The following is a 16,630-nucleotide window of genomic DNA, read 5'->3' as shown; positions in this document are numbered from 1 at the left end:
TATCAGTCGAGCTTGAGGACCTTGGCCAGGATGATCTTCGGCCCTTTCATCTTCTTGATGATGATGCGCAGGCCTTCGACTTCCAGCACTTCTTCCTCTTCCGGCACCCGCTTCAGGCTGTCATAGACCAGCCCGGCGAGGGTTTCGGCCTCGATATGGTCCAGGTCGATGCCCAGCAGGCGCTCGACCTTGAACAACGGCGTATCGCCACGCACCAGCAACTTGCCTGGCTGATAGGCGAGGATGCCGCGCTCGGTCTTGCGGTGTTCGTCCTGGATATCGCCGACCAGCACTTCGAGCACGTCTTCCATGGTCAGGTAGCCGATCACCTTGCCGTCGGCTTCTTCCACCAGGGCGAAGTGCGAGCCGCCCTGGCGGAACTGCTCCAGCAGGCGCGACAGTGGCATGTGCCGCGATACCCGCTCCAGCGGCCGGGTCAGCTCGGCGAGGTTGAACGACTCGGGAATATGGTCCAGGGCCGCCAGTTCCAGCAGCAGGTCCTTGATGTGCAGCAGGCCGACGAACACGTTGCGTTCGGCGTCGTACACCGGATAACGGCTGAACTTGTGGCGACGGAACAGCGCGAGGATTTCCTTGAGCGGCGCGTTGCAGTCCAGGGTCACCAGGTCTTCACGGGAGTTGGCCCAGTCGACCACTTCCAGTTCGCCCATTTCCACCGCCGACGCCAGTACGCGCATGCCCTGGTCGCTGGGGTCCTGGCCACGGCTGGAGTGCAGGATCAGCTTGAGTTCTTCACGGCTGTAATGGTGCTCGTGATGGGGGCCGGGCTCGCCCTGGCCGGCGATCCGCAGGATGGCGTTGGCGCTGGCGTTGAGCAGGTAGATGGCCGGGTACATCGCCCAGTAGAACAGGTACAGCGGCACCGCCGTCCACAGCGACAGCAACTCGGGCTTGCGGATCGCCCAGGATTTGGGCGCCAGCTCCCCGACCACGATGTGCAGGTAGGAAATGATGAAGAAGGCGGTAAAGAACGACACGCCCCTGACCACTTCGGCGGAGTTCACCCCGAGGACGCTCAGCAACGGCTCCATCAAGTGGGCGAAGGCCGGCTCGCCGACCCAACCGAGGCCCAGGGAGGCCAAGGTGATACCCAGCTGGCAGGCGGACAGGTAGGCGTCCAACTGGCTGTGCACCGTGCGCAGGATCTGTCCGCGCCAGCCGTTCTTGTGGGCGATGGCCTCGACCCGGGTCGAGCGCAGCTTGACCATGGCGAATTCCGCCGCAACGAAGAAACCGTTGAGCAATACCAGGATCAGAGCGAAAAGAATCATGCCGAAGTCGGCGAAGAGCGAAGCGAGGGTCAAGCTACTAGGGGAAGGGTCCATGATGGGGTTTTACGGGTTCCGTATTTCAATTTGAAGTAGGTGGGCTGAGGCCTGAAAGGCAGGCACAAGTCATCCAATGTAGCGGCAGATGCGCCCGTTGCCTAGTGGCCTGGCCTGGCCGGTGTCCCGGCAAGGCCTCAGGCGGGCAGGTTGTGGGTGCTGTTGCGTGTCACCTGGACCGGGGCGAAATGGCAGGTGAAGGTGCTGCCATGGCCCAATACGCTGCTGATTTCCAGGCGCGCGCGATGTCGTAACAACACGTGTTTGACGATCGCCAGGCCCAGGCCGGTGCCACCGGTGTTGGAGTTGCGGCTGGAGTCGACCCGGTAGAAGCGTTCGGTGAGGCGCGGCAGGTGCTTGTTGTCGATGCCGATGCCCGAGTCCTGCACGCTCAGGTGCGCGCCGTGCTCGTCGCCCCACCAGCGAATGCGGATATTGCCTTCGGCCGGGGTGTATTTGACGGCATTGAACACCAGGTTGGAGAAGGCGCTGCGCAATTCCGCCTCGCTGCCCTTGAGGCGGATGGCGCCGTCGGCTTCCAGGGTGATGGTCTGGTTGCGTTGCCCGGACAGGGCCTGGGCGTCGTTCTTGATCGACTGCAACAGCGTGTCGATGCGTACCGGCTGGTTGTCCGACGGGTAGTCGGTGGCTTCCAGCTTGGCCAGCAGCAGCAGGTCGTTGAGCAGGGTCTGCATGCGGCTGCCTTGCTGCTGCATCTGCTGCAGGGCGCGGACCCAGCGCGGGTTCACCTCTTCGACGTTGTCGAGCAGGGTTTCCAGGTAGCCGGAGATCACCGTCAGCGGCGTGCGCAGCTCATGGGAGACGTTGGCGACGAAGTCCTTGCGCATCTGTTCCAGCTGATGGATGCGGGTCACGTCGCGCACCAGCATCAGGTGCTCGTTGTTGCCGTAGCGGGTGATATAGAGCTGGATACGCAGCCGGTCATTGGTCGGCGAGGGGATTTCCAGCGGCTCGGCGTAACTTTCCTGCTCGAAGTATTCCTTGAAGCGCGGATGGCGCACCAGGTTGGTCACCGGCTGGCCGCTGTCCTGGGGAGTCTTGAGGCCCAGCAGGGTTTCCGCCGCGCGGTTCCACCATTCCAGGTTGCCGTCGCTGTCGAGCATGATCACCGCGTCCTTGAGGGCGGCGGTGGACTCCTGGACACGGTCGATCACCGCTTGCAGGCGCCCGCGCACGCGCTGGTCGCGGCGTTGCAGGTGATAGATGCTGTCGAATACATCGCCCCACAGGCCGTAGCCGTCCGGCGGTGACTCTTCGGGTTTGTGCTGGCGCAGCCATTGATGCAGGCGCAGCAGTTGCTTGAGGGTCCAGCCCAGGTAAAGCCCAAGGCCCACGGCCAGGCTCCAACCGTAATAGCCGCTGGCCAGGCCAGCCGCCAGGCAGCCGGTCACCAGCAACAACAGATGGCGGATCAGGGTGCCATGCCAGTTTTGATTCACTTCAACATGCGTCCTTGGAGGCGAAGCCATTCGAGCGACACGCTTCAACGCTGCCAGTGTGAAGCGGCTCGGTTACCGATGTATTGCGGGTTGTTTGCAGCTGTTCTCAACCCTTGGTCGAGAAACGATAGCCGGTGCCGCGCACGGTTTGTACCAGATTCTCGTAGGCATCGCCCAGGGCTTTGCGCAGGCGGCGGATATGCACGTCGACGGTGCGCTCCTCGACATAGACATTGCCGCCCCAGACCTGGTCCAGCAACTGGCCACGGGTGTAGGCGCGCTCCTGGTGGGTCATGAAGAACTGCAACAGGCGGTATTCGGTAGGCCCCATTTCCGCCGGTTTGCCGTCGATGGTCACCCGGTGGCTGATGGGATCGAGCAGCAGGCCGCCGACTTCGATGGGGGCTTCGCCGTCGGTCGGACCGGCACGGCGCAGCACGGCCTTGAGGCGGGCCACCAGTTCCCGTGGGGAGAACGGCTTGGTGATGTAGTCATCGGCGCCGACTTCAAGACCCTGGATCTTGTTGTCCTCTTCGCCCTTGGCGGTGAGCATGATGATCGGGATGTCGCCGGTCAGCTCGTCGCGCTTGAGGCGCCGGGCCAGCTCGATGCCCGAGGTGCCGGGGAGCATCCAGTCAAGCAGGATCAGGTCGGGTTTGCGATCGACGATGATCGCGTGGGCCTGCTGGGAGTTTTCGGCTTCCAGGCAGTCATAGCCGGCCATTTCCAACGCCACGGCGATCATCTCGCGGATGGGCGCTTCGTCGTCGACGATCAGAATGCTCCTGCCAACCATATCCCTTCACCCTCTTGTCATTTAACTGTCTTGCGCCGCATTAGATAACGAAATTATTGCAGACATGTGACAGCTTTTTTCTGCACGCCGCAATGGTCACATTCATGGGCTACGCTGGGGGTTCGAAACCTACAACCACAAAAGGAAGGTTCTTATGACTTACTCTTCGTTTTCGTTGAAAGCCTTGATGGTAACGGCGGCGCTAACGCTGCCGGTCCTGGCTTTCGCGGCTGAGCCAGCCATGATGAAAGACGGCATGATGGTCGATAGCAAAGGCATGACGTTGTACACCTTTGATAAGGACAAGGGTGGTAAATCCATGTGCGCCGACAAGTGCGCCGAGAACTGGCCGCCGATGATGGCTCCGGCGGATGCCAAGCCGGAGGGCAAGTGGACGGTGATCAAGCGCGACGACGGCATGATGCAGTGGGCGCATGACGGCAAGCCGATGTACACCTTCAAGATGGACGCCAAGCCTGGAGATATGATGGGTGATGGCAAAGGCGGCATGTGGCACGTGGCCAAGCACTGATTCACCGCAATACCTTGTAGGAGCAGGGCTTGCCCGCGAAGAGGCCCTTGAGACCGCTAAAAGCTTCGCTGGCAAGCCAGGCTCCTACAGGTTCCGTTGTGTCCTCTGGAACGGGTGCCTGGCTGGCGAGCAGGGTTGATCAGCGCGTCGCGTAGTCCAGCACCACTCCCAGGAAAATCGCCAACCCCGCCCAGTGGTTGTGCAGGAACATCTTGAAGCAGAGCTGCGGGTCCTTGCCCCGAGTGACCCAGGATTCCCAGACAAAACACAGCGCCGCGGCCAAAAGCCCGACATGGAACCAGCCCCCCAACTCGAACCGCGCTCCGGCCAGCAGCAGGCAGCCGAGCATCAGGCCCTGCAAGGTCAGGATAATCACCCGATCGGCCTCGCCGAACAGAATGGCGGTGGATTTCACGCCGATCTTCAGGTCGTCCTCACGGTCGGTCATGGCGTAGTAGGTGTCGAACGCCACCGTCCACAGCAGGTTGGCGATATACAGCAACCAGGCCGCGGCGGGCAGGCTGCCGGTCTCGGCGGTGAAGGCCATCAGGATGCCCCAGGAATACGCCGCGCCCAGCACCACCTGCGGGTAATAGGTGTAGCGCTTCATGAACGGATAGCAGGCCGCTACCGCCAGGGCACCGAACGATAGCCACACCGTGGTCGCGTTGGTGCACAGCACCAGCAGGAAACTGATCCCCATCAGCAGCGCGAACACCGCCAGGGCTTCCTTGCCGCTGATCCGCCCGGCCGCCAGGGGCCGTTGTTCGGTACGTTTGACGTGGCCGTCGACCTTGCGGTCGGCGAAGTCATTGATGGCGCAGCCGCCGGCGCGGGTCAGGACCACGCCGAGGGTGAAGATCAGCAGGTTGCCCAGCGACGGTACACCCTTGGCCGCGATCCACAGGGCACTCAGGGTCGGCCACAACAGCAGGTAAATGCCGATGGGCTTGTCCATGCGGGTCAGCTGGATAAAGTCCCAGGCCCGTGGGTGCAAGCGATTCAGGGATTTGAGCAGGTTCAGGTACATCAGCAGTTCTCCCTACAGGCACTGACGGCTTGCCACAGGCTCGGCAGGAAAGTCTCCGCCACCAGCAGGCTCAGCGGCCCGCGATTGAAGCGTGAACGGCGGCCCCAGAGGTTATCGGCGCGGTGCTCCAGTGGCAGCCAGGGCGCCGGGTAATGGCAGACCTCGATGGCCTGGCGCTCGAACGCCTGATCGCAGAACAGCAGTTCACCCAGTGAACGGCTGCCCAATTCATCCATATTCAGGCCGCCTTCGCGCAAGGCACTCTGCGCCGCGACGCTGCGGGCGAACACCCAGGGCTGGCCGTGACCGCGCAAATACACCTCGCGCACCCAACCCAGGCTTTCACCGGGCAACTCCAGTGCGGCGCACTCGTCGTCGCGCAGCGGTTGCCAGCCTTCGAACAGTGGCGTGACACTGAAAGCATTATCGGAAAGTGCGGTAAGGCGACGGGTAAGAGACCCTTCGTCAAATAACCAGTCGAGGGTGTGTGCGTCTGGCGGGGTGGTCAGCCGGCTCTGCGTGAGCCAGGCGGGAGACGCTGGAACGGGGGCTTTGTGCGGCACGATGGGCAGTTGATTGGCAGCCAGTGAGGCGCCGAGCTTATCACAGGCGGTCCGGCCGTTTAGAGCGCCCGGTTTATCAGCACTGTCGATCGTGCTTGCATCGGCGGGCTTCGATCAGTACAAAACGCCCTGAGCCGGACGGCAACGCTGCACCTATCGACTGTCCGTGCCGTCAAACGCCTGGGAACCGAGGAAGTAACGAGATGAAGAAGTGGCAATGTGTGGTCTGCGGGCTGATCTACGACGAAAAAGACGGTTGGCCGGATGATGGCATCCTCCCCGGGACCCGCTGGGAAGATGTCCCCGGCGACTGGCTGTGCCCGGACTGTGGCGTCGGCAAAACAGATTTCGAAATGATCGAAATCGGCTGATTGATCAATTTTTAAACACAATCTATGGATTTGGAGAAAGGAATGAGCGCACCTGTCGTGATCGTCGGTACCGGGCTTGCCGGTTACAACCTGGCCCGGGAGTTTCGCAAGCTCGACAGCGAAACCCCACTGCTGCTGATCACCGCCGATGACGGGCGTTCCTACTCAAAGCCCATGCTCTCCACCGGCTTCGGCAAGAACAAGGACGCCGACGGCCTGAGCATGGCCGAGCCCGGCGCCATGGCCGAGCAACTCAAGGCCGAGATCCGCACCCACACCCGTATCAGCGGCATCGACCCGGGCCACAAGCGCCTGTGGATCGGCGAGGAAGCGGTGAGCTACCGTGACCTGATCCTGGCCTGGGGCGCGGAAACCGTGCGGGTGCCGGTGGAAGGCGATGCCCCCGAGGCGATTTTCCCGATCAACGACCTGGAAGACTACGCGCGCTTCCGCGCGGCGGCAGCGGGTAAGCAGCGCGTGCTGCTGCTGGGCGCCGGGCTGATCGGCTGTGAGTTCGCCAATGACCTGATCCTCGGCGGTTACCAGGTGGAACTGGTCGCGCCGTGCGAGCAGGTCATGCCGACGCTGCTGCACCCGGCGGCGGCCGCTGCTGTGCAAGCCGGCCTGGAAAGCCTCGGTGCGCGCTTCCACCTGGGCCCGGTGCTGACCCGCCTGCAACGCAGCGGCGATCATCTGGAGGCGCACCTGTCAGACGGCGCCACCGTGGTCTGCGACGTGGTGGTCTCGGCCATCGGCCTGCGCCCGCGCATCGACCTGGCGGCGGCGGCCGGCTTGCAGGTCAATCGTGGGGTGGTGGTCGACCGTCACCTGAAAACCTCCCACGCCAATATCTATGCCCTGGGCGACTGCGCCGAGGTCGATGGCTTGAACCTGCTGTACGTCATGCCGCTGATGAGCTGTGCCCGGGCGCTGGCCCAGACCCTGGCCGGCAACGCCACGGCGGTGAGCTACGGCGCGATGCCGATCACCGTGAAGACGCCGGTGTGCCCGCTGGTGGTGTCGCCGCCGCCCCGGGGTAGTGAAGGCGTCTGGGCGGTCGAAGGGCAGGGCGCCGACATCAAGGCCTTGTGCCGCGACACCGGCGGTCGGCTGCTGGGTTATGCCCTGACCGGTGCGGCGGTGATGGAAAAACTGGCCCTGAACAAGGAACTTCCGCCGCTGCTGGCGTAAATACCGGTCCTTCTGTCGTAAACACCCTGTTTTTGCCTCTACAAAGGTCGTAACGAGACTGGCGCGGTGCCTTGCCTCGTGCCATCCTCACTCCCGTCTGCCGCAGAGTAGAGCCTGCGGCGCCTTGGGCGCTGTTCCGGAAGAACAGCACGGACATAACAACAAAAAACCGTCAAAGAGGCTTCATTATGCGTAAACCAGAACTCGCCGCTGCAATTGCTGAAAAAGCGGACCTCACGAAAGAACAGGCCAGCCGCGTGCTCAACGCCGTCCTCGAAGAAATCACCGGCGCGCTGCACCGCAAAGACAGCGTCACCCTGGTAGGTTTCGGCACCTTTCTGCAGCGTCATCGCGGTGCCCGTACCGGCAAGAACCCGCAAACGGGCGAGCCGGTGAAAATCAAGGCCAGCAATACCGTCGCGTTCAAACCGGGCAAGTTTCTCAAAGACAGCGTCAACCCGTAAGCATCAGGTACACGACTCTCGGAGCAACGGGAGTGCTGTAGAAAAAATGGGCACGCCGATTGGATCGGGTGCCCATTTTTCATGCCCGCGATTCAGGGTTTCGGCAGGGCTGCCAGGCAAGCGGCGGCGGCATCGACCACTACTTCCAACTGGCTCTCCTCGATGTAGGAGAAATTGCCGTATTGCGCCATGGCCCGGCAGGTCGAGAGCCTTTCCAGGGCTTCGCGAATGTCTCCGGCGGCTCTGAGTTCAGCGGCCTTGTCGATGAAAAACGGCGCGGACTCGTTGCGGCTCTTCTGCAACTGCGCGATCAGTGTGTCCAAGGCGGTCAATAAAGCGTTCAACGGCATTACCAGGGGACTCCTAAGGTATTGACGACCCACGCGCGGGGCAGGTTCGAGACCACGCCCTGATAGCCACCACCCGGGTAGCCGGCACCTTGCGGCGCCGCCGGCCCTTCGCTGATCCAGGTGCCCTTGGGCACGTTGAATTCCGAGACCCGGGTGATCTTGACGCCCCAGTCATGACGGATCGCGAGGTCGGCGCGCAGTTGGTCTTCCGATGTGTATTTCTGGTTGGTGAGCCAGGCGAATTTGCGCCCGGTCCGGTTATCGACGCCATGGTACTTGTAGTACGTCTCGTTGTTGGCGAGTTTGCGGTTTTTGTACGTGCCACCGGTGAAGGTCTCGGCGATGTTCTTCGGCAGTGTCGGCCCCGGCGGTCCCTTGGCGGCCCCACCACTGCATTTGCTCAGTCCCAGCGGATCGGCCCAGGTCAGTGGGTTCGGCGCATAGGCGTACAGGTTGATGCCACCGGCCAGGCCGATTGGGTCGGGGGTGGTAAAGCGGCCGATATCCGGGTCATAGAAGCGGAAAGTGTTGTAGTGCAGCCCGGTTTCCCGGTCCAGGTATTGCCCCTGGAAACGCAGGTTCTGCTCTTCCAGGTAATAGGGCTCGCGGGTTTCGCTGACGGTATTGCCCCAGATCCGGTAGCGGGCCCGCCAGACCACATGGCCGTCGCTTTCCGTCAGTTGTTCCGGCAAGCCGCTCTGGTCGTTGTGGTAATAGCGGATTTTCTGCAACGCGCCGCTGCCGTCGACCCGGGCCAGCGGCTCGTGACCGTCGTCGGCGTAGAGGTACAGGCTGCTCAGGCTGTGTCGGTGCTCCTGCAGCAGGCGCAAACCGTCCCAGGTGAAACGGGTTTCGCCCAGGGGATAGCCGTGGCTGTCGTGCTCGCCCTTGGCGATGCGCCGGCCCAGCGGGTCGTAGCTCATGCGCACGACCGTTTCCCGCGCGCCGTCCTGGTTGCGCACTTCGATCAGACGGTGTTCGGCATCGTAGGCAAAACGCTGGACCCGATGACTGCCGCTGCGCTTCTCGATCATCCGGCCGAAGGCGTCGTAACGGTAGCGCTTGTCCTGGTAGGTCAGCAGCTTGTTGTGCAGCACCCGGCCACCCTGGGGGCCGTCCAGCAGGTTGGCGGCGGCGTCGTAGGCGAAGGTCTCGTTCTGGCCCTGGACGCTGTCCTGGCTGGCGACGATACGACCGCTGGCATCGTGGTGCATCAACTGTCGATGGGGGCTGCCCGGCTGCTGGTCGAGGCGGCCGACCAGGTGATCGGCGGGGTCGTAGTCGAAATGTTGTTGCGTCGGCGCGGGCAGCGCCGAGGGTTGGCCGACCGGGCGACGCAGGCGCGAACGCAGGCGTCCGGCGCGGTCGTATTCGCTACGGGTGCCGAGTTGCCCTTGGGTGCGCAGCACCTCGCGGTGCAGGCGGTCGCGCTCGAAGTCGCTGACGACCCGGCCGTCCAGATTGATCTGGTGCAGGTGGCCGCTGCCGTAATACAGCCGATTGAGCCAGCGGCCATCCGGCAACTGTGTCTGGATCAGATTTCCCAGTTCGTCGTAGTGATGCTGGAGGCTGCCCGCCGCGCCTTGCTCTTCCAGTAACTGACCAAGGGCGTCGTAGGCGAAACCCAGTGTCTGTGCATTGCCGTCGTTGTCGGTAAAAGTGACCGCTGTCAGTTGGTCCAGCGCGTCGTAGCCGTATTCGGTGCGGCCGTCGTCGGTGATCTTCGCTGTCAGGCGCCCGACGGCATCGCGCTCAAGGTGATGGACAATCGGTGTGACCGGTGTTGCGGGGACCGCCGCCAGACCGCTGCCGTAAGGTGCGGGCAGAGCGTCGACGCGAGTGACGTCGTTCCGGGCGTTGTAGGTGTAACGGCGAGCGCTGCCGTCCAGGTCCTGCTGTTCCACCAGGCGGTCGCCGGCATCCCAGGCGAAGCGATAGCTTTCGCCATTCTCATTGGTCAGTGCCTGCAAGCGTCCATAGGCGTCGTAGCTGAACTGCACCTGCCGACCGCTGGCATCGATGCGCTGGCGTACCTGACCGCGACGGTCGTAGTGGTAGGCGACGGTCTGTCCGGCCGGGTCGGTGTAGCCGATCAACTGGCCGTCGGCATTGCGTTGGTATTGGTGCGTGCGACCGTCGGGCAAGTGGCTGTTCAGCAGCCGGCCCTGGGGGTCGTAGTCGTACTGGGTACGTTCGCCCAGGGCATCGGTGATCGTGCGCAACAGGCCGCGCTCGTCGTAACCCAGGCGTGTCGGGTAGCCGGAGCAGTCGATATGTTCGAGCAGTTGGCCGAGGGGACTCCAGCGTAGTGTCTTGCTTTTGCCGCTGGCGTCGATGATCTCGACGGTCTGGCCCTGGGCATCGACGCGATACCGGGTGACGTGCCCCAGCGGATTGGTTTCCTGGATGCAGTTGCCGCGGCTGTCGTAGCGGAATTGCCAGCTGTTGCCGGCCGCGTCGGTTTCCACCAGTGGCAAGGCCCAGTGGTCCAGCCACAGGGTCGACTCGCTACGGCCCAGCGGGTCTGCGGTGGCGCTGAGGTTGCCAGACTCGTCGTAGCTGAACTGGTACTGGCCGCCCTGGGGATCGGTGGCGCCGAGCAACTGGCGTTCGTCGTTCCACTGGAACTGCCAGGTCTGGCCGAGGTTGTCGGTGTATTCGGTGATCTGGTGTTGCGGGTTCCAGTTGCGGGTGCTGGTGCGCTTGAGGTTGTCGGTGATGCGGGTGGTCCCGGCATCCAGGTCGTAGTCGAAGGCATATTCATCGCCTTCGTCGGTCCAGTGCCGCACCACCCGCCATTCGCGACCGTCGACCTGTGCCCACTGATAGAAGCAACGCAGGCCGACGGACAGTTGATGCTCTACCAGTCGCTGACCGTCGTCGTAGGCGAAGCGTCGTTGTGCATGGCCGGTGGCGTCCAGTACTTGCGCCAGGTCACCGCTCGAGTCGTAGGTGTAGCTGACCAGCAGCTCGTTCGGGCGATCCGGATGGAGGCGCTCGATATGGCTGACCCGGTTCGGCCATATGTCGCTATAGATCAGTTGGACCTGTACGAGATCGAAGGTGTCGCGCAGGCGCACCAGCCGACCGGAGACGTCATAGTCGAGATAGATCCGGTTGTCGTTGCGGTCGCCCAGTTGCGTCAGGCGCAAGTGAGTGGGCTCGCCGGGCAGGGCTTCGAAGAGGCGATAAAGGCCGTCGTCGCTTTCGATCAATAACTGACCATTGCCATGCCGGCGGACGCTCAAACCTTCTCCGGCACTGAATACCGCGCTGCCCAGGGCTATCGAGCCCATGTCGATACGCCGGGCCTGTTCGTCGGTGTAGATCAGCCGTTCGCCGCCTTCGGGGTGCGGTTCGATCCGTACGCTGACTTCATAGGGCACGCTCCAACCGGCACCGAACAGACCGTTGCGACGCTCGTCGCGGCTGTTGTAGAAGCGTTGCCAGCCGATGGGCAGGAGACCGGGCAGGACAAAGTCCAGCTCGTCCTGGCCGCCGAGTACCTTGGCGCCGGTGGCTGCGTGCACCGGATTGGGCGACCCGACGATGGCATTGGTCAGCGCGCCGATGGCCTGGCTGGTGACGAAGGAATTGACCCCGGCCAGCAGCATGCACGGCAGGTTACTGAGAAATTTGCCCTTGCTGCCCTTGAGCATCATCAGCGCGGTGATTGCCAGGCCGACGCCCGGAGTCTTGCCACTACGGATTTCGCGTACCACCACCGAGCCGCCGCCGATGGTGACGTTGGGTGAGATCAGCCCTGACGAAACGACGGTGGCGTCACAGGTGCTGCGGTCACCACTGCGCACGGCGGGCTGGCCGTTGATGCTGACCTTTTCCGACCCTTCAGCGAGAAACTGCGGCGGCATCGGCGGATGCTTCATGCAGGTCACCAGGTCCAGCGGCTTGGGCACGGCACCGGGGGCGGGCGTTGCTACCGTGGGTCGCCACATCTGGGCAAAGAAGCCCTTGGCGATATCCAGGTAGCTGGCTTCCGGGGCGGGTTCCTCACTGTCTGGCGTACCGGCCGCTTCGACATGGGACGGCACCGCGCCGGCCGCGCGGGCGGCGGGAATCGAGTTGATCAGGGTGTCGGTGGAACCGGTGAGGATGGTGGCCTGCACCGTGGGCGGAAAGAGGCTGTTGCCTATGCCCTCGCACATCTTGCTCAGGCCCTTGTCGGCGCCGGTCTTGCTCATCGCCACGCCGACGATCACCCCGACCACAGCGCCCAGCACACAGGCCCCGAGGCCGCCGGTAGCGACGGTGATCCCGGTGGCGGCAACCACGGCGGCGGTGGCCAGTGCGCCGATGGCGACGTTGGCCGCGACCTCGAGTACACCGCCAAGAATATCGGCCATCATCGAGGTATGGGACAACGCGTCACCCAGGCGGGCAGCCCAGAGCGGGTCAGACATGGAAGGTCAGCAAGACAAGTGGTCCATCATCAGGTCAAGAGCGGGGCTGAGTATGAATGATCTGATGTTGGCGGGAAATTATTCCTACTGCGATTGTGGGGGTGGATCACAGTTGTCGAGCAAATAGCGGGCGCAGGCCTCCAAGAACACCGCGCCTCTTGTAGGAGCAGGGCTTGCCCGCGAAGAGGCCAGCAAGCCTTGCATCGTCTGTCCGACCGCCATCGCCAGCAAGCCGGCCGCTACAGGGGGGCTGTATTTATTTCAGCCCGCGTTCACCTGAAGCAGCGGCAACGGAGCGTGCCTCTCGCCGGCCTCGATAAGCAGCCCATCGACCTTCTTCAGCGCCGTCAACAAGCTCCCCACGCTACGGGCATTGAGCCGCACGCCATCGGTGAAGGCCTTGTTGATCGAGACCATGACACTGGAAACGCTCTCGTCTGCCTGCGCCTCCAGCAAGTTGTCCCGCAGGTGAGTGATCAGCTCCTTGAAATGTGGATCGTCCAGGGAAAGGGGGGCTTCCAGATCGTGCTTCTTCAGGGTGCTGATCAGCAACCCCAAGGCCACGCTGGCCCGCATCAACGCTCTTTCTCGTGCATCCATTCGCTGTCTCCTGTGTCGAGGTCCGGCTCTAGTGACGACTCAAGGATAGACCACGCTGGGGATGGTGCTTTTGACGGGGCGGGTGAGCGACGACTGGTCTGGTAGTAGCACTCTGCACCAGAGCGTTTCATTGTTTTTCCGTTGGGGCCGCACGGGGTTTCGATCACTTAGGATGAGGGCTTGAACTTTGACAAATATCTGGATTTGAGATATTTTCGCCTATGCTGAAGGTCAACAACCATGCGAGTGATAGCAAAAGCAGCGGTGACACAAGCGATGAACACTTACAGCCAGTGGCGAGTCCCTTTGAGTCTTTGGCTCACGACATTTGATCGGCCAGGCTTGCGCTACGAGTCCTTTGAGCAATTTCGAGAGGTCTGGGCAACTGTATCAGGGTGGAATGTCGACCGAATTCCTCATTCCAAGCTCAAGGTCAGCAGTAAAAAGGGCCCCTTGGATATCTATATCTTTGATATCAAGAAGAATGAGTGTCGAATTATTTCTTGGATTAATACGAAAAATGGCAGCATTTTCATAAAAGATATTTTGCCGCATGCCAGCTATGACAAGTGGTGGCAGAGTGAAGTTAAGTAAACAAGATTCAGGACGGGTTTCTACAGTCTTGCAAAATGCAATAGCAGGTGACGAAATGAAACGTAATAAGGTCGGTCCAACAGACTTTGATATTTTCATAGCCAATATTTCCCCCATGCTTGAAGGTCTGAACGATCAAGTAGCGACCTTGGCTCGGTTGCTATCCGCATGCCGTGAGAAAATCAAGGATGACAGCGATCTTAAAGATCGAATGGCGTTGATTGATGAGCTTTACTCACATGCGGACAGTGAGGATCATGCGGCTGCGCGCTTTGCGGAGTTGGTGGCTGATCGTGTGTATGAATATGAGAACGAAACGGTTCTGATCCCTTATTCTTCTCAGTCGCAAGCATTGGCATTTCTGATGGATGAAAGAGGGATTAAGCAAAAGGATCTTTCTGCCATTGCAACTCAAAGTGCGATTTCTGAGATTTTGAACGATAAAAGAAAGATGACCGTTGCACAGGTAAAAAAGTTTTCCGATTTTTTTAAGGTCCCTGCTGAATTTTTTATGCAGGGTGTTGTTTAGTTTGAGCGATGCGTTATCCCGATAACGCGCCGAAAAACGACAGGCTGATCGTTACCGGGATTTTCAGAGGGTGCGGATAAGGCTCTGCTTACCGCCTGGGAAATTTATGAAGGCGATGCAGGATTAGGTGAGGACGAACCTTCCAGCAACGCATCCACCACCGCCCGAGCGACTTCCACCGAATGCAGCATGCCCCAGAACAGCGCCCGTTCGACGGGGTTGGTATGCAGGCTGATTTCGTCGCCATTGAGTTCAGCCGTTTCGAGCAGTCGCGACACGTAGGTCAGCGCATCCTGGGCGTTGATGCCTGGTTGGATGGAAAACAGCGTGGGCTTGCAGGGATCTTCAGGGATGACGGGTTTGGAGGAAGTGACGGCGAGGGCACTGAGTAATCCTGGCGTATTTGCCGGACCCGACTCAGCCTCGCTGGAAGGGACGTCAGAGATTTTACGCAGGTATACCGCTTTTTCGACCGTGCTAGGTGCTTGGCGAGTGAGAGGCAGATTGGGGGTAATGTTATTTGTCATTGTTAGGCTCCTTAAACAGCCGCTTTTGCGACGCTGTGTGCCTATTCACAACCGGGCTGCGAACCCCGTATCGCTGAATTTTCAGCGACAAACAAACGGTAGCTTATCACTGGTGGTGCAGGCGATATCCTTCATGCGCTGAGGTGCGTGGGAAATACGAGGATTTTTTGTGGGATGTTTCATCTGTTGGCGGCGGATGGGGCGAGCATGGTGTCGGATTGGTAAGTCTGTACCGCAGACTCCTATTTCTTTATTCGCAAAGTGAGTATGTGATGAGATTTGCATAGCGAGCGGTACTCATTGCTGTGACGTGAGTTATCACGATCCAGCGCCTGTCCAGTGTGGCGTAGCGGTTATTTGTGATCCATTGAGGAAATAGCTCTGAGGTTTGTAGGATAAGCGCTCTGGGAATGTAGAGCAAAAAATAGAAAAGACTCTCATGAAATTCGGTGGATTGACTCATTATGGGGTGGGTGAGAATATGCAGCAATAAATAGGAGGGGGTGATTATGGCGTTTCATAAAGCTCTGGATATAGCGAATTGGTTTATAGCGAAGTGTGCTGAGTCAGGCGATCTTATTACGCATTTGAAAGTTCAGAAGCTACTTTATTATGCGGAAGCCTGGACTCAGACGCTGATTGGTAAAGAGCTTTTCCCTGAACAGATTCAGGCTTGGGCTCATGGGCCAGTTGTTCCTGAGGTGTTTCAGGAGCTTAAGAAGTATGGGTGGAGCCCGCTGCCGGCTCCCGAAGATGAAAAAATTCCAGCCGTTTGCGCTGAGGCCGAAGACATATTGATTCAGGTTTTTGAGGCTTACGCTGACCTGCCTGCAAAAACACTTGAGGACATGACTCATAAAGATGCGCCATGGGTTAAAGCTCGAGGTGGTTTGAGCCCAGAGGAGCGTTGCGAAGTCATTATGCCAAAATTTGAAATTTGCGAGTTTTTCAAAACGAAGTATGCGGCGGAAATCGATGGCTAGCAAGTTGCCAAAGAGTAAAGTTAATGAGGAAGTAAGAACGATTGAGAAAGAGGAAATTGCCGCTACTACTGCGTTGGAACGGAAAATATATGACCTTCCCGCGTTTAAGAAAGATGGTGCGCGTGAGGGACCATTAAATAAAAATCCGTACGTGGTTTTAAAGTATTTCCAAAAGGATTGGGAGTGTTTCTCCGCTTGGACAAAAGATGAGCTTGGTCAATTTTCGAATTTCCTGGCAACACTAGGTAGGCATACGTGGGACAGCGTATACAGGAGTGGAGGCAAGGGACGGAATAAAGCGGGGTTGGGTTATACGCCCTATAAGGCTGAGGACATGAAAGCAGGTGGTCCTCATGTGAAAAAGGTCTTGGCCGGTCTTTCTCCTGAGATCAGCTTGATAGAGCTGCGTGTCAGTCAAAAAATGCGCGTTCATGGGTTTCAATCGCAATCGGCATTTTTTATGGTCTTATTAGACAGGGAGCACAAAGTATTTCCAGGATGAATGATTGACGATCTCCAGTTCTGCGACTTCCCATCGAGAGGTCTTGAGGTTTTGGAAGACCTTCAGGAAACGCTCACTGACAATATGCCCTTCAAAGGCTGTGCAGAAATCAAAGTCATAGCGCTTTTCCTTGGTAATCAGCACCAGCTTTTCCGGGAGGGGAGCGAGTGTTTCGTCGGGGCCGGCGTCGTGCCAGTCGGCGTCCATCGAGTCGTCATAGGCGCCAGGGCTGAACGACTCATGAATGACGCCATCGATGAAGGTGGGACAGTTTTTGTCTTTCTTGAATGCAAGGGTGTAGAACATGAAAGTCTCTTGAAGGTGACCGAATCGCTACCTCAAAGGCCTTCCTGGCAGCCTCTCGGTAAAAG

18 protein-coding genes are annotated in these 16,630 nt (G+C 60.0%); 8 read left to right on the top strand and 10 right to left on the bottom strand.

Features of this window, described 5'->3' with window-relative positions; genetic code table 11:
- Nucleotides 1-2: 2 nt before the first annotated feature.
- The 3 genes from CWE01_RS07060 to phoB form a co-directional block, all read right to left on the bottom strand.
- A complete protein-coding gene (locus CWE01_RS07060; protein ID WP_100939815.1) occupies nucleotides 3-1,346 on the bottom strand; it encodes a hemolysin family protein in 1,344 nt (447 codons plus the stop codon).
- A gap of 137 nt (nucleotides 1,347-1,483) precedes the next feature.
- On the bottom strand, nucleotides 1,484-2,806 hold the full coding sequence (gene phoR / locus CWE01_RS07055; RefSeq protein WP_100939814.1) for a phosphate regulon sensor histidine kinase PhoR: 1,323 nt from the start codon (nucleotides 2,804-2,806) through the stop codon (nucleotides 1,484-1,486).
- A 106-nt stretch (nucleotides 2,807-2,912) separates the two neighbouring features.
- Nucleotides 2,913-3,602: a phosphate regulon transcriptional regulator PhoB gene (gene phoB / locus CWE01_RS07050; protein WP_003176964.1), complete on the bottom strand. Its 690-nt coding sequence runs from the start codon at nucleotides 3,600-3,602 to the stop codon at nucleotides 2,913-2,915.
- Between the two features lie 154 nt (nucleotides 3,603-3,756).
- On the opposite strand from phoB, the gene CWE01_RS07045 reads away from it, so the two are divergent.
- A complete protein-coding gene (locus CWE01_RS07045; protein WP_100939813.1) occupies nucleotides 3,757-4,134 on the top strand; it encodes a hypothetical protein in 378 nt (125 codons plus the stop codon).
- A 139-nt stretch (nucleotides 4,135-4,273) separates the two neighbouring features.
- Here CWE01_RS07045 and ubiA read toward each other — a convergent pair whose 3' ends face one another.
- The gene (gene ubiA / locus CWE01_RS07040) at nucleotides 4,274-5,164 is read right to left on the bottom strand and encodes a 4-hydroxybenzoate octaprenyltransferase (protein WP_100939812.1); all 891 of its coding nucleotides are present in this window, start codon (nucleotides 5,162-5,164) and stop codon (nucleotides 4,274-4,276) included.
- Nucleotides 5,164-5,727 carry a chorismate lyase gene (locus CWE01_RS07035; protein WP_100939811.1) on the bottom strand — a complete coding sequence of 188 codons (564 nt, stop codon included), beginning with the start codon at nucleotides 5,725-5,727 and terminating at the stop codon, nucleotides 5,164-5,166. Before CWE01_RS07035 ends, ubiA begins: the two co-directional genes overlap by 1 nt.
- Before the next feature lie 203 nt (nucleotides 5,728-5,930).
- On the opposite strand from CWE01_RS07035, the gene CWE01_RS07030 reads away from it, so the two are divergent.
- The 3 genes from CWE01_RS07030 (at nucleotide 5,931) to CWE01_RS07020 (ending at nucleotide 7,753) form a co-directional block, all read left to right on the top strand.
- Entirely contained in the window at nucleotides 5,931-6,098 is a 168-nt protein-coding gene (locus CWE01_RS07030) for a rubredoxin (protein ID WP_100939810.1), read from the top strand.
- Between the two features lie 42 nt (nucleotides 6,099-6,140).
- Entirely contained in the window at nucleotides 6,141-7,289 is a 1,149-nt protein-coding gene (locus CWE01_RS07025) for an NAD(P)/FAD-dependent oxidoreductase (protein WP_100939809.1), read from the top strand.
- Between the two features lie 188 nt (nucleotides 7,290-7,477).
- The gene (locus tag CWE01_RS07020; RefSeq protein ID WP_100939808.1) at nucleotides 7,478-7,753 is read left to right on the top strand and encodes an HU family DNA-binding protein; all 276 of its coding nucleotides are present in this window, start codon (nucleotides 7,478-7,480) and stop codon (nucleotides 7,751-7,753) included.
- Between the two features lie 92 nt (nucleotides 7,754-7,845).
- On the opposite strand, the gene CWE01_RS07015 is transcribed toward CWE01_RS07020, so the two are convergent.
- From CWE01_RS07015 to CWE01_RS07005, 3 genes are all read right to left on the bottom strand, one after another.
- Nucleotides 7,846-8,103: a hypothetical protein gene (locus CWE01_RS07015; RefSeq protein ID WP_218274278.1), complete on the bottom strand. Its 258-nt coding sequence runs from the start codon at nucleotides 8,101-8,103 to the stop codon at nucleotides 7,846-7,848.
- Nucleotides 8,103-12,524 carry an RHS repeat-associated core domain-containing protein gene (locus tag CWE01_RS07010; protein WP_256579328.1) on the bottom strand — a complete coding sequence of 1,474 codons (4,422 nt, stop codon included), beginning with the start codon at nucleotides 12,522-12,524 and terminating at the stop codon, nucleotides 8,103-8,105. Before CWE01_RS07010 ends, CWE01_RS07015 begins: the two co-directional genes overlap by 1 nt.
- A 261-nt stretch (nucleotides 12,525-12,785) precedes the next feature.
- Nucleotides 12,786-13,124, bottom strand: a complete 339-nt coding sequence (locus CWE01_RS07005) for a hypothetical protein (protein ID WP_256145624.1) — start codon at nucleotides 13,122-13,124, stop codon at nucleotides 12,786-12,788.
- A gap of 240 nt (nucleotides 13,125-13,364) precedes the next feature.
- Here CWE01_RS07005 and CWE01_RS07000 point away from each other — a divergent pair, with 240 nt between their 5' ends.
- On the top strand, nucleotides 13,365-13,718 hold the full coding sequence (locus CWE01_RS07000; protein WP_100939806.1) for a type II toxin-antitoxin system HigB family toxin: 354 nt from the start codon (nucleotides 13,365-13,367) through the stop codon (nucleotides 13,716-13,718).
- Nucleotides 13,719-13,773: 55 nt separating this feature from the next.
- Nucleotides 13,774-14,247 carry a type II toxin-antitoxin system HigA family antitoxin gene (locus tag CWE01_RS06995; RefSeq protein ID WP_100939805.1) on the top strand — a complete coding sequence of 158 codons (474 nt, stop codon included), beginning with the start codon at nucleotides 13,774-13,776 and terminating at the stop codon, nucleotides 14,245-14,247.
- A 104-nt stretch (nucleotides 14,248-14,351) separates the two neighbouring features.
- Here CWE01_RS06995 and CWE01_RS06990 read toward each other — a convergent pair whose 3' ends face one another.
- Nucleotides 14,352-14,774, bottom strand: a complete 423-nt coding sequence (locus tag CWE01_RS06990; RefSeq protein ID WP_100939804.1) for a hypothetical protein — start codon at nucleotides 14,772-14,774, stop codon at nucleotides 14,352-14,354.
- A gap of 509 nt (nucleotides 14,775-15,283) precedes the next feature.
- Here CWE01_RS06990 and CWE01_RS06985 point away from each other — a divergent pair.
- Both CWE01_RS06985 and CWE01_RS33270 read left to right on the top strand, forming a co-directional pair.
- On the top strand, nucleotides 15,284-15,757 hold the full coding sequence (locus tag CWE01_RS06985) for a Panacea domain-containing protein (protein WP_100939803.1): 474 nt from the start codon (nucleotides 15,284-15,286) through the stop codon (nucleotides 15,755-15,757).
- Nucleotides 15,750-16,259, top strand: a complete 510-nt coding sequence (locus CWE01_RS33270; RefSeq protein WP_157815191.1) for a hypothetical protein — start codon at nucleotides 15,750-15,752, stop codon at nucleotides 16,257-16,259. Before CWE01_RS06985 ends, CWE01_RS33270 begins: the two co-directional genes overlap by 8 nt.
- Here CWE01_RS33270 and CWE01_RS06980 read toward each other — a convergent pair.
- A complete protein-coding gene (locus CWE01_RS06980) occupies nucleotides 16,227-16,565 on the bottom strand; it encodes an Imm43 family immunity protein (protein WP_256579327.1) in 339 nt (112 codons plus the stop codon). The two genes, CWE01_RS33270 and CWE01_RS06980, sit on opposite strands and share 33 nt — an antisense overlap.
- Nucleotides 16,566-16,630: the final 65 nt, after the last annotated feature.

The organism is Pseudomonas sp. QS1027 (assembly GCF_002814235.1).
Lineage (GTDB): Bacteria > Pseudomonadota > Gammaproteobacteria > Pseudomonadales > Pseudomonadaceae > Aquipseudomonas.
This window is presented reverse-complemented; position numbering and strand designations above follow the sequence as displayed.